Here is a 13,288-nt window from a genome sequence, read left to right on the forward strand (position 1 = left end):
CTGCCCTGACTATATCGGGGTGACAACTTAAAAACAATTATATACACATGAAAGCATTCTATCCTGAGTCTGAGTTAATATTGAATAAAGATGGTTCTGTTTACCATTTAAGCTTAAGGCCTCAGGATATTGCTGATATAATCCTTACTGTGGGAGACCCTACTAGAGTTCACAAGGTAAGCCAGTATTTTGATGATATTACTTTTGAAATGAACAAAAGGGAGTTCATTACCCATACAGGTACTTATAAAGGCAAGAAAATTACGGTAATGTCTACAGGTATGGGTACTGATAATGTGGAAATATTAATGACTGAACTGGATGCCCTGGCTAATATAAACCTCAAAAAAAGAGAGAATAAAAGCAGAAAAAAATCTTTAAAAATCATTAGAATTGGAACATCCGGAGCACTACAAGAAGATATCCCTGTAGATTCTTTATTAGCTTCTCAATTTGCCATTGGTCTGGATACCTTAATGTATTTTTATCCGTTAAAAAGAACAGAGGCTGAAGCCAATGTAGAAGCGGCATTACAGTTGGAAGCAGAATTACCTTTTCGCCCCTATTGTGTGGAGGGTTCATCCCGTTTGTTAAAGCACTTTTCTGAAGATATGATAGTAGGAAATACAGTTACCTGTCCGGGTTTTTACGGGCCTCAGGGAAGGCAATTGAGAACCCCTATAAAGTATCCTGATTTAGGTCATAAATTATCTGTTTTTCATTATGGGGATTTATGGCTGACAAACTTTGAAATGGAAACATCCGGCTATTATGCCCTGGGTCGGATGATGGGGCATGAAGTATTAAGTTGCAACGCAATTATCGCCAACAGAATCACCAATAAATTTTCCAAAAACCCTGATAAGGTGATTGATAAACTCATCAAAACCGTATTGGAAAAAGTACTCACTTTGGAGTAAAAACCTTTATTTAATACATAATTATGCGGTTCGGATAACTTTTTTCATTCATCGAAAAACTTTGTTTCTTAATTAATTAAGTACTATAATTATTTAATTAATTAAAATATGCGCAACCCCTTATTAGCAATAGTATTGTTCTGCTTCATTTCGTTTGAAGCTCAGTCTCAATATGAAAACATTGAGTTTACTCACTATTCAGTCAATGAAGGCCTTTCTCAAAATACAGTAGAAGATATCATTCAGGATGAATCGGGATTTATCTGGTTTGCCACCCAGGATGGACTTAATAGATTTGATGGGATTAATTTCAAGAAATACTATTTCAAAATAAACGATAAGAATAGCCTGAGCAATAACTATGTTAAATCACTTTATGAAGATAAATTGGGAAACCTGTGGATAGGAACATATGGTGGAGGGCTCAATAAATTTGATAAGAAGGATAGTTTTAAAAGGTACACTTATGATAAAAATAACCTCGGATCAATAAGTGACAATGTAGTGTATTCCATTTTGCAGAGCAGCGATTCCATTCTTTGGTTGGGGACAAAAAATGGGTTGAATCGGTTTAATATGGTAACAGATCATTTTGAAAGATTCACTGTTTCCTCTCAAAATTCTACCTCCATTTCCAATGATGTGGTCTATTGTATAGAGAAATCCAACCATCAGGACGAAATATGGGTGGGAACAAGAGATGGTCTCAACAGATTTAATCTGAAAACAAAAAAAAACACTCGCTATAAGGATGATAAAAACGGGTTGACAGATGATGATATTCGTACTCTTTATCTGGATGAAGCCGGGGATTTATGGGTGGGTACTAAACTGGGTGGTTTATTCTTAAAGAAGAAAGGCAGCGAGCAATTTAAGCAGATTTCATTAGATCCTGGTAGAAGTGGTAAATCTTATATTCGAAAGATTTACCCTGATGACAATGGTGGGCTATGGATTGGCACTTTCGGGAATGGCTTGTTTCATTTGGATGCCACACACAAAGTTCAATATCACAAAAGAAATGGCCCAAAGGAAGAATTGGGTATTTCAGATAATAGAATAGTTTCTATTTATAAAGACAATTCCAATAATTACTGGCTGGGTACCCATGAAGGTGGGGTGAATGTTTTCAATACCACTTCCAAAAAATTCAGGCATTATAAACATGAACAAGGAAATCCTTCCTCATTATCACATAATTCTATCAATTATATTTACCAGGATTCTAAAGGGGAAATTTACATAGCCAATGATCTTGGAGTAGATATATTGAAAGAAGATGAAAAATCAAATGAAGTAAGCTTTCATAAAATTATCAAAAGTGAATCCGGATTGCCGGATGACAGGGCCTGGATTCTATTTGAAGATAGTGAAAATGATTTATGGGTAGGGCTGTGGAATTACGGGCTTTCAAAATTTAATCGAAAAACGGGAGAACTTACCTCTTACATAAATGATCCAAAGGATCCTCAGTCCATAAGTACCAATTTTGTGGAATCAATAGCAGAGGATAAATATGGGAATTTATGGTTAGGGCTTATTGGGGATGGTGGTTTGAATGTTTTTGATAAGAAAACCCAGAAATTCAAACGTTATCGGAATGAGACAGGTAGGGTTCATAGTCTTTCTAATGACAGGGTGCATGCTGTGTTTGTTGATTCAAAAGATAGAATTTGGATCGGTACAGATTATGGCCTTAACCTATACCAGGCCGGGTTGGATAATTTCAGACATTTTAAATATAAAGAAGATGATTCCTTAAGCCTCAATTATAATATAATTAGAATCATCTTTGAAGATAAGGATGGAGTGCTTTGGATAGGTACTGGTGGTGGAGGGATTTCTAAAATGATAGAAGACAAAGCCGGGGATATCGGTTTTAAGTCCTACACTACTGATCATGGGCTGCCTAATAATAATATTGCGGGAATTTTACAGGATGATTTTGGTGACATATGGATTTCTACCTATCAGGGTGTGGCCAAGTTTAACCCAATAACAGAGCAATTCACTAATTATGGCAAGGCAGATGGCTTGCAAGGCCAGGAATTTATCAGGAGATCTGCCTATAAAGTTTCAGATGGCCGATTGTTTTTGGGCGGACATAACGGCCTCAATGTATTTCATCCTAAGAAAATAAAAGTTGATTCTTTTATGCCTAATGTCAATTTAACCTCAGTAGAAGTGCTACACAATGGCAACCATGTTCATAAAGACATTCATTCAGATACTTTGATCATTCATTATAATGACTATTTGATTTCATTTGAAGTGGCAGCCATGGATTTTACTGCAATTGAAAAGAATCAATATGCTTATCAATTGGAGGGATTTGATCAAGATTGGGTCTATAACAAAAACAGAAGACATTTTTCTTATACCAATTTGCCTCCGGGTAATTATCAATTACGAGTAAAGGCTACTAATAGTGATGGAGTATGGTCGGATAATGAATTAAAGGTTTTTGTACAAGTGGTACCACCTTTTTGGTTGACCAACTGGTTTCGTTTATTAATAATAGTCCTGGTAGCTTTCGTTATTTATGGTTATGTAAAATGGAGAACATACAAACTTAGCAGTTCCAAAATGAAATTGGAAAAATTGGTGAAGGAAAGGACTAAGGAAATAACTATTGCCAATAATTCTTTAGTAAAGAATCAAACAATTGTTAATTCTCAGAAAGATAAAATTATTCAACAGAACAATGAAATCAGTGAAAAAAATAAAATTATTCAAAAACAAAATGATGATTTAAGGTTGTCAAATCTTCAATTGGAAGAAATGGTAGAAGAACGTACTCGTGAGCTAAAAGACACTAATAGAGAGCTTTTTGCAGCCAATCATGAATTAGATACTTTTTTCTATAAAGCCTCCCACGATTTGAAAGGCCCTGTTTCTACTATTATGGGACTTGTTTATCTGGCATTAAAGGAGTCAAGAGACAGTAAGGCAATGATTTATTTCCAAAAGATACAAACCACTGCTGAACATATGGCAAAAATACTTTTCAACCTGCAAAAAATAAATAAGCTAAAGCAAAAGGAGTTAAGTATTCAGTCTCATAATTTAAGGGAAATATTTGAAGAAGCCCTTAAGGATAACATACCTGACAATGCGGATACGGAACAATTTATTGATTTGAGTTTCAAAGGGTTTGAAAATAATACTGAAATCATTAGCGATAATGTGTTATTGAATATCATCTTTTCCAATCTTTTCAGTAATGCTTTGAAGTTTTCCAAAAAAAGCAAGAAAGCAACGGTGCACGTTAGTTTTGAAAAAGACAACAGGAACAATCAATATCGAATTCTTTTTGAAGATTTTGGGATCGGAATTTCTGAGGAAACAATTGAAAGCATTTTTGATATGTTTTTTGTTGCCAATGAAAATAATAAAGGTTTTGGGCTAGGTCTCTACAGCGTGAGAATGGCTGTAAAGAAATTAGGTGGAACAGTGCACGTTGATCCTTCCTTTCAGAATAGTTCTTGCTTTGTGATAGAGTTACCTATTCCTTACTACCAAAAGTCATATGCTTAACTGCCTTTATCCCAAATTTTTTCAGCTTTCTTTCCTACCAACCAAAAGGAGATGGCTATAATGCCAAAGAATACTGCTTTGTGCATGATGTCCCAGAAGAATTCAAAGTACCGGGTATAAAGGTTAAGGAAAATAAAGGTGATTCCCATATTTTTGAGCATTATATCTTCCTTTTTTAAACCGATACCAATGGCAGCGACACTTGCCATAAGCAGTATTAAACTATAAAACCACAATTGGTACTGCTTTACCTCCAGCCATGTTTCGTAACTGCTATAGTTTCCTGAGATAGACAAAATCCATAAAGAAATAAAGAAAACAATTAGACCACTGAAATAGGTAGGTTCTTTAAAAGCATGAAGTGTTTTTACTTTATTGAGAAAATAGGTAGCTCCTAATATAATTAAACCCAGAATGGCAAATCTCATCGGGAAGTTCATTCCAAAAAACAGTTCATTGTTTTTACTCAGGTTATAGGTGACGGCTCCATATCCAATCATTAAGGCCATTAAGCCGAAAAACCAGAGTAATTCCTTTTTTCTGTAAAATGCTATGGTGAAGTAAACCAGTGAGAGTAAAAAAATGAGGATACCGGGACGTTCTTCCATTTGAAATAGGAAGCTCAGAAATCCTGTGGCAATTGCAAGGAATACAGCTCCAAAGAAAGCAAATACTTCTTTACTGTACTTCTTTTTGGAAGTCGTTTTGGCATAGCGCCAGTCCAACCAAAAGAAAAGGCCACTTAGTACCAAAAAGGTGAACGATTTTGTAACGTATGAAGTAGAAATGAGTGAATCTATTAGGTCCAAAAGTGCTTTATCGGCAAATATGCTTAAAATGGCTATTAACAAACTAACTACTGCAAAAATGAAAGAGTAATAAGCGACTGCTTGCCAGTTGAATGGCTTTTGCTCAAGATTATTCTTTAATTCGGTGGCTTTTTCCGTATTTAGTAAATTCACCGACTCCCAATGTTGAAGAGCCTTTTGCAGTATTTCTTTTTCCTTACGATTTACTTTCATCTTTTACTTTTTTTGTTCCCTGGTAAAGCTCATATTCCAACAGACGACACTCTATTTTGGCATTCATAAAAGGTATTCTCCTTTTTGTCCGAAGGCCAATCCGCTTGGCTAGCTGGAGGTTGCCTGTAAAAATATAGCCTGTTTTTCCTTTACAATCCTGTTTAAAGAAATCACCTATTTGCTGATAAAGAACTGCTAATTCAGCTTCCTCACCCAATCTCTCTCCATATTCCGGATTCAAAAATACTACTCCATCCTCTTCAGGAATAGGAGTGTCACGGAAATCGCACTTCTTGAATTCAATATATTCAGCAACGCCTGCAGCTTCAGCATTTTGCTCTGCAGCTTGCATTGCCATCCGGCTATGATCAGTAGCAATTATTCTTATTTCGGGAACTACCTCCGCAGCAATTGCTTCTTCTTTTAGGGTTTCCCATTTATTTTCATCAAATCCTTTGAAGTAGTGGAAACCGAATTTTTCCCGATTTATTCCAGGTGCTTTTTTGGCAGCTATGCAAGCGGCCTCTATAGCCAGAGTGCCTGATCCACACATAGGGTTTACAAAGCATTGTTCAGGAGTCCAGTTGCTGGCCATAATACTGGCAGCAGCCAAAGACTCCATCATCGGTGCTTTCCCCGGAATCTTTCTATAGCCATGTTTGGCAATGGTTTCCCCGGAGGTATCCAGGTAAATGGCAGCCTGATCATCCATCCAGTGTAAAAATAACACCATCTGGTTACGAAGAGGGCCTGAGTCAGGTCTGCTTCCGGTTTTATCTGCCATTCTATCTACTACAGCATCTTTTACACGCACATTGGCAAACTGGGTATTGAGGATTTTTTCATTGTTAACATAGGAGGTAATGCATAAATAGCCGTCCTCATATAAATAATCTTCCCAGCGAATTTGGTACAATTGCTGGTAAAGCTGGTCAGGTGATGTAGCGCGAAAAGATTTCAATTGAAAAAGCACTTTGTTGGCTGATCTCAAATGTAAATTGAGTTTCATACAATCAGCCATGGAGCCCATTAAAGAAATATCTAAAGGGCCTTCATGTGAAACGGAATAACCTAAAGCCTCTACTTCTTTTCTCAAAACGGGAGCTATAAAAGGGGGGCAAGGCAATACTATTTTACTTTTATCCATGAGGGCAAAGTTAAACAAATTTTAATGTGGTTTCGATTCGATTTTGATTTGGCTTATATTTGCATTCCAAATTAATCAAAAATAAAATGAAGCAGTGGTTTTTGTGTAAAGTAAAGTACCAGAAAGAGGATGAAAACGGTAGATTGAAGTCAGTAACGGAGCCTTATTTGGTAGATGCCGTTTCTTTTACTGAGGCCGAAACACGAATGTATGAGGAAATGGGCGAGCGTGTAAGGGGAGAATTTATGATTACCGGCATTAGCAAAAGTAAAATTGTTGATGTTTTTAATTATGAAGATTCCAGCATCTGGCACAAATGCAAGGTGACCTACTATGTGGCGGAAGAAAGTGGTAAGGAAAAGAAAATCACTAATCAAATGATAGTTACAGCTGATAATGTGAAAGATGCCTATGACCGTATCTATTTAAGCTTAAATAATATGTTGGTTTCTTTCCAGGTGCCGGAAGTAATTGAAAGTACTATTGTAGAGGTTTTTAACTACAGCGGGGATATTGATGCCAATGAAAAACCGGAAGAAGAAGTAGAGCAGGAAGATTAAGTTGTTTTTTATCAATGTACGCAAATAGAAACTATTGCTGTTGTTATTGGAATTTTTATTATGAAAGTGAAATAGAGTGGGAAGTAAATGTTAATAGAAAGGACATAAAAAAAACTCAGCCGGTATGGCTGAGTTTTTAAGTTTTAAATAAAATAAATTCGATTATAGTTTAGCAGGCACAACTACTTTGTTAATAACGTGTACTACACCATTGCTAGCTTTTACATCAGCAATTACTACTTCAGCACCATTGATCATTACTTTATCTTCTTCTATAGTAACTTTCAATTTTTCGCCTTGAAGGGTAGTTAATTCCTGACCGTCAGAAAGGTCAGATGCCATAGTAACACCCTCTACCACGTGATACTTTAGCACATTCTGTAATTTGCTTTTGTTTTCAGCTTTCATCAACATATCAACAGTTGATTGTGCAGCAGTAAATGCCTCATTAGTTGGAGCAAATACAGTGAAATTTCCTTCACCTTTAAAAGTTTCTACTAATTCGGCTTGGGTTAAAGCAGCAACCAAAGTGCTTAATTGATCAGTATTAACTGCAGTTTCAGCAATTGATTTTGGTAAGGCAGCGATTGAATCAGCTTTCATTTGAGCCGCTTTTTCAACCATTGCAGTTGAGTCAGCAACACGGATTGAATCGGCCGTAGCTTTTTCAGCAGCAGCTTTCCCACCATCTCCACAACTTGATACAAGTATCATGGCAACAAAAATCCCTAACAGGATTGTAAACTTATTATTTCTCATAGTTTTAATTGATTAGTGCAGCAAATGTATACAAGTAAAATGGTTATTTTCAATTATGTTGATTAATTAATTTTATAAATTATTATATCGATTAAGCAACTGAAAACATCGATGAATAAATACTTATGTTCGATGAAATAAAATATACATTTTTTTTTAGGAGCGGAAATTGTCCACAAGATTGCGGAAAGATGAGTATAAAAAGCTACTAATATTATTGCTTTGTAATAGTGCTCAACTTAAAATGAAACACATTCATCCTATATAAAGTTAATACTACAATCAACTTTGTATTAAATGCTTATGTGAAGCATCCAAAATTCAATTCCTATACCTGAAAATTTATTTTCTATCTAATCCCTTATCACTCTTTCAGGAAATACCACCACCGATTCATTTCCATTCTTAGCAACCGCAGCTACACCAAAATAATAATTGTCTACCACTATTCCTTCCAACGTAAATTGATTTACTTTTCCTACATAGCGGGAGTTGTCCCAGGTAGGGGAAGTAGTTAATCTCCAATAGATTTTATAACCAATAATGTCCTTATCATCCATAGCATCCCACTCCAGTTTAGCGGAAGGCTGTACTACGCCACCAATGCCTACGTTTTTTGGAGCTGGTGGCGCCCAGGCCAATCCTGCCATACTGATGGCATTTACAGCAGTCAATTTTTTTGCATAATCAAAATTTACTCCTTCAATTACATCTCCATATTTAATGCCATCTTCCACTCTGATGTCCTGATGCTGACGGTTGTAGTTTTCATGGGCTTCCATAATACGAATACCTGCAAAACCTAAATCGTTAAAAGGTTTGTGGTGACCGCCTCTGCCAAATCTGTCCAACCTGTAAACCATCATGGGATTCATTTCCGGCATATAAGTTTGGGTTTGCTTATGTACGTAACGGGCTAATTGACGGGAAATACCGTCTACTTCTCCACCATAATATCTGCGCATAGTCCGTTCTCTCTCTGTTTCAGTTGGAGGAACCGGCTCTGAAAATATTCTAAAAGTCCGGTTGTCGATTACTCCATCAACTCCTTCTATATTTCCAATCATATCATTATTCAAAACAGCTATGATATTCCATTCTTTTTCCTGCGCATACTTAGCTAGTCCGGCACCACCAAACAAGCCTTGTTCTTCACCTGAAAGGCCAACATAAATAATGCTATGTTTGAATTGATATTTTGATAAAACACGTGCGGCTTCAATTGCCCCGGCCATACCAGTGGCATTATCATTAGCTCCCGGTGCATCGGTGGTAAAGTCCATCGTATCGCTGGCGCGGGAATCAATATCACCAGACATGATAATGAAGTTGTTTGGGTAATCGGTTCCGCGTTGAATGGCTACCACATTTACTACATACGCATCTTGAGGTACTCTGCTGTTTCCTTCTTTGGTTACAAAATCTTTCTGATAAAATACTTCCAGGCAATTATTACATTCTTTTGATATTTGTTCAAATTCAGATTTTATCCACCTTCTTGCTGCGCCTATACCACGCGTTTCCGAGACTGTGTCTGAAAAAGTATTTCTAGTACCGAAATTAGCTAATGTACGAATGTCCTTTTCTAATCTATCTGCCGAAACCGCATCTACTACATCGTACATCCTTAGATCTACTTGTGGGGGAGCGGTATTTTGTGCTGATAATGTAAAACTGAAAATCAGGAATAAAGCTGTAATTATATTTTTCATAGATGAGGTATTTTAGGGAAAGATACAAAATGTGAAGAAGAGAATAAATAAAAATGTTTTGAGTGGTAGAGGTTAAATCGCTCTTTTCATATTGTGACTCACCATTTCCAGGGATTTTCAGATCAGATGAAGCTATTTTCTATTCTTAGGAAGTAAGGTTTCTTCCCTTTCTATTATCTTGCAGATCTTATGAGAACTCCTTTACTATTAATTTTCTTGTTTGCTTATGGGAATAGCCTATTCGCCCAATCTTTATCTATTACCCTTCAAAAGGGACATAGCGAGCCGGTAAAAGCGCTTCAGCTCAGCCAGGATGGTAAGTATTTATTTACCGGCAGCAGAGATAAAACCATTAAGCTGTGGGATGTAGAAACAGCTAGGGAAATTAACACCTTCTTTGGACATAGTAGCACCATAAATGGCTTTTCAATTAATAACAAAACTAAGCAGCTAACCTCTTCTTCAGCGGATTTAACAGTGAAGGTTTGGGATATTACTACAGCTAAAGCTGTTTGGACGAGTTCGAAAAGTCAGGAATACATGACAGATGTCGCTTTATCTCCGGATGGAAAGTATGTAGCAACCGGTGGGTTCGACAAAGAGGTAATAATATATGAGCTCTCCACAGGTGATTCTCTTTTATCTTTTCCTGTAGCTAGTGACAAAGGAACAGGATATGGAGTAACATTAGATTGGAGTAATGACGGCCAATGGTTAGCTGTAGGGGAAGATAACCGCACATTATCAATTTATGACGCAGAAACCTGGAGGCTGAAACAGAAAATTAAACCGGAAACAGGTTGGTGTGGAGGCTGTCCTAGCTTAGTAGCATTTCATCCGAACAGTAAACAAATAGCAAAGTTATCTGATAATGGAAGTTTAGAATTAATAGAGGTTGTTTCAGGAAATGTCATTCACACTTTAAAAGAAAAAGTGGAAGATATACGGGCGGTGGCTTTCAGTGAAAATGGAGAGAAATTACTTGCCGCTACACAAGAGCAGGTATTTATCTATAGTTTAGCTTCCAATAAACTGACTGCGACCTTAAACCATCGGGCAGAAATTAATGATGTAATTTTTAATAAAGAGGCTGATGCAGTGATCATCGCTGGTAATGATAATAAAGCTACGATGATTGATATAGCTTCCGGGGAAATCCACAGGCAATTTGAAGGTTTGCTTCACGATCAGGACAAGGGAGGCCTCATGTACGACCCCAATAACTATTGGGAATCGCATATTGCACGCTATATCAAAAACAAAAATTCACAGGTGCTTACTTCCGATGATGCCTATCTCCTAAAAGGAAAGATAAGTAATGTCCTTCGGATGTGGGAAGTGAAATCAGGGAAGTCTTTTATAGAATTTTCAGGGCATGAAAAAGCAGTGATTGATTTTGAGCTCTCTCCTGATGAAAAAATGTTGGCTACCGCTGGCGGAGAAGGGGATGTGATTGTTTGGGAAACGCAGTCAGGTAAATCATTAAAGTTGTTGCAAGGACACAGGTCTCCTGTATTTGATGTACGCTGGAGTCATGATCAAACTAAGTTGGTAAGCACCTCATGGGATGGTCAGGTTTTGGTTTGGGACCTGACAACAGAGAAAATAGTTTCCAATATTTATCAACAAAACACATCTGCCTATGCAGTTTCCTTCACGCATGACGACTTGTACCTGATTGTAGCAAGTCTGGATAAAAAGTTGGAGTTGTATGAAGTAGCAACAGGTCAGTTGGTCAAAACATTTATCGGTCATACTCAAAATGTGAACGAAATCATATTATCAGATCAAGCAGGAGAGTTCATGAGCCTTTCCGATGATGGCACTGCCATAAGCTGGAATATATATGATGGAATGATGCGCAAAAGATTCAGTCATCCGATGGGAACCATCAGGGCAGGGATGTTTCACAATGATCATTTTCTAAGTGGAGGAGAAGACAGAATAATTCGCATATGGGACAGGAAGAGTGGGAAAATAATACAAACATTTGAAGGGCACCAGGCAACAGTAAGTTCTTTAAACATTCATAAAAGTGATAATCTGTTAATTTCCGGGGATCTTGACGGAGTTACCAAATTTTGGGACCTGAAAACAGGGAAAGAAATATTGGAACATATTATTATAGATAAAGCCAATTGGATGGTTCGGAATCCCAGCGGTTATTTTTACGCTACTGATGGTGCAAAAAAATATATCCACTATACAAAAGACAACAAAGCCTATTTACTTGATCAATTCTTTGAGGAGTTCTTTACGCCTGATCTTATTTCCAATACTTTTTCAGAGAACGGGACAAAGAGTAAAAAGAGTATTCAGGGCTTGCTGGAGAACTCATCCTTGCCAGAAGTGAAAATAGCAGGAATTAAGTCAGGTGATGAGCTTGAAGCTGCTATTTATATCAAAGTAAGTGATGATAAAGGGATAGAAGATATGGAACTCTTTCATAATGGGAAAAGGGTGGCCATCAACTTGCAAGATTTTAAGAAAAGTAAGCAAAAGGATAACAGCACAATCTATAGTTGTGTACAACCCCTGGTTTCAGGACATAATCGCTTTATGGCAAAAGTTGTCAATCGGGAAAAACTGGAATCTGCACCTGCTGAGATTGATTTAATTACTCAGAATAACGTGCCGGGAGCAACATGCCATGTTTTAGCTATTGGAGTAAATGATTATAAAAATACGAAACTCAACCTTAATTATGCGCGTGCCGATGCGGAAGCCTTTGTCGGCCAAATGAGCCAGCAGACAAAAGGTTTGTTTTCATCCTTTAAGAAGCATGAATTGTATGATCGGGATGCCACCAAGCAAAATATTTTGTCTGCAATGGATTCTATTATAGCCACTGCAGCAATTGACGATCTATTTGTGTTATATTTTGCTGGTCATGGAAGTATGAATGATGAAACTTTCTATTTTATCCCGCATGAATCCACACGACTTTATGAAGGTAGCGCACTTAAAAAACAAGCTTTAAGTGCCGATGAAGTGCAACAGAAACTGACCCGGCTAAAAGCTTTAAAACAAATTATTTTTATAGATGCTTGTCAATCGGGTGGGTCGGTAGAGTTGTTGGCCCGAAGAGGTGCTACAGAAGAAAAAGCCATTGCACAGCTGTCCCGAAGTGCAGGTGTACATGTACTGTCTGCTGCCGGAAATGAGCAATATGCCTCGGAATTTGCTGACTTAGGACATGGCTTGTTCACATACGCTGTGTTAAAAGCATTGCGAGGAGAAGCAGATACTGTACCGAAAGACGGAAGAATTAGCGTTTATGAGATGAAATCCTTTATTGATGAAATAGTGCCTGAATTAAATATGCGTTTAAAGGGAAATCCTCAATATCCATATACCTTTTCCAGAGGGAATGATTTTCCTATTGGAGTACTGAAGGAATGATTTTGAGGATGAAAAATTTTCCAAAGTTCCAAGCTTTGGAAAAGTAGACCCCACTAACAGAAGGCTAATAATAGAATATAGAATAGATAAAAACCTGTTTTTGGATTTAATTGCCAAAAATAGTTGGTAAAATGCCTTAAAACTGATTGTAAACAACTGATATTAAGATAGATATACTTATTTTGACTAGAGCTCATTGAAATGTGTTTCAATGAGCTTTTTTTTGTAT

Annotated in this window: 8 protein-coding genes; 4 read left to right on the top strand and 4 right to left on the bottom strand. The window is 37.0% G+C overall.

Annotated elements, in window-relative coordinates:
* The first annotated feature begins 47 nt into the window (after positions 1-47).
* A complete protein-coding gene (locus tag JKA74_RS19650; RefSeq protein ID WP_201432949.1) occupies positions 48-920 on the top strand; it encodes a nucleoside phosphorylase in 873 nt (290 codons plus the stop codon).
* Positions 921-1,028: 108 nt separating this feature from the next.
* Positions 1,029-4,457: a two-component regulator propeller domain-containing protein gene (locus JKA74_RS19655; protein ID WP_201432950.1), complete on the top strand. Its 3,429-nt coding sequence runs from the start codon at positions 1,029-1,031 to the stop codon at positions 4,455-4,457.
* On the opposite strand, the gene JKA74_RS19660 is transcribed toward JKA74_RS19655, so the two are convergent.
* Both JKA74_RS19660 and JKA74_RS19665 read right to left on the bottom strand, forming a co-directional pair.
* The gene (locus JKA74_RS19660; protein ID WP_201432951.1) at positions 4,454-5,479 is read right to left on the bottom strand and encodes a hypothetical protein; all 1,026 of its coding nucleotides are present in this window, start codon (positions 5,477-5,479) and stop codon (positions 4,454-4,456) included. The two genes, JKA74_RS19655 and JKA74_RS19660, sit on opposite strands and share 4 nt — an antisense overlap.
* Positions 5,463-6,626 carry a THUMP domain-containing class I SAM-dependent RNA methyltransferase gene (locus JKA74_RS19665; protein WP_201432952.1) on the bottom strand — a complete coding sequence of 388 codons (1,164 nt, stop codon included), beginning with the start codon at positions 6,624-6,626 and terminating at the stop codon, positions 5,463-5,465. Before JKA74_RS19665 ends, JKA74_RS19660 begins: the two co-directional genes overlap by 17 nt.
* 86 nt (positions 6,627-6,712) lie before the next feature.
* Here JKA74_RS19665 and JKA74_RS19670 point away from each other — a divergent pair, with 86 nt between their 5' ends.
* The gene (locus JKA74_RS19670; RefSeq protein WP_201432953.1) at positions 6,713-7,186 is read left to right on the top strand and encodes a DUF4494 domain-containing protein; all 474 of its coding nucleotides are present in this window, start codon (positions 6,713-6,715) and stop codon (positions 7,184-7,186) included.
* A 162-nt stretch (positions 7,187-7,348) separates the two neighbouring features.
* Here JKA74_RS19670 and JKA74_RS19675 read toward each other — a convergent pair whose 3' ends face one another.
* A complete protein-coding gene (locus JKA74_RS19675; RefSeq protein WP_236587958.1) occupies positions 7,349-7,945 on the bottom strand; it encodes a fasciclin domain-containing protein in 597 nt (198 codons plus the stop codon).
* A 353-nt stretch (positions 7,946-8,298) separates the two neighbouring features.
* Positions 8,299-9,657: a M28 family peptidase gene (locus tag JKA74_RS19680; RefSeq protein ID WP_201432954.1), complete on the bottom strand. Its 1,359-nt coding sequence runs from the start codon at positions 9,655-9,657 to the stop codon at positions 8,299-8,301.
* 189 nt (positions 9,658-9,846) lie between these two features.
* On the opposite strand from JKA74_RS19680, the gene JKA74_RS19685 reads away from it, so the two are divergent.
* On the top strand, positions 9,847-13,059 hold the full coding sequence (locus tag JKA74_RS19685; RefSeq protein ID WP_201432955.1) for a caspase family protein: 3,213 nt from the start codon (positions 9,847-9,849) through the stop codon (positions 13,057-13,059).
* Positions 13,060-13,288: the final 229 nt, after the last annotated feature.

Source organism: Marivirga aurantiaca (assembly GCF_016679925.1).
In the GTDB taxonomy this organism is placed as follows: domain Bacteria; phylum Bacteroidota; class Bacteroidia; order Cytophagales; family Cyclobacteriaceae; genus Marivirga; species Marivirga aurantiaca.

Bases quoted from the DNA above. Each gene is read 5' to 3' on its own strand.
- JKA74_RS19650 (WP_201432949.1), top strand. From the start codon at position 48: ATGAAAGCATTCTATCCTGAGTCTGAGTTAATATTGAATAAAGATGGT.
- JKA74_RS19660 (WP_201432951.1), bottom strand. From the start codon at position 5,479: ATGAAAGTAAATCGTAAGGAAAAAGAAATACTGCAAAAGGCTCTTCAA.
- JKA74_RS19670 (WP_201432953.1), top strand. From the start codon at position 6,713: ATGAAGCAGTGGTTTTTGTGTAAAGTAAAGTACCAGAAAGAGGATGAA.
- JKA74_RS19685 (WP_201432955.1), top strand. From the start codon at position 9,847: ATGAGAACTCCTTTACTATTAATTTTCTTGTTTGCTTATGGGAATAGC.
- JKA74_RS19680 (WP_201432954.1), bottom strand. From the start codon at position 9,657: ATGAAAAATATAATTACAGCTTTATTCCTGATTTTCAGTTTTACATTA.
- JKA74_RS19665 (WP_201432952.1), bottom strand. From the start codon at position 6,626: ATGGATAAAAGTAAAATAGTATTGCCTTGCCCCCCTTTTATAGCTCCC.
- JKA74_RS19655 (WP_201432950.1), top strand. From the start codon at position 1,029: ATGCGCAACCCCTTATTAGCAATAGTATTGTTCTGCTTCATTTCGTTT.
- JKA74_RS19675 (WP_236587958.1), bottom strand. From the start codon at position 7,945: ATGAGAAATAATAAGTTTACAATCCTGTTAGGGATTTTTGTTGCCATG.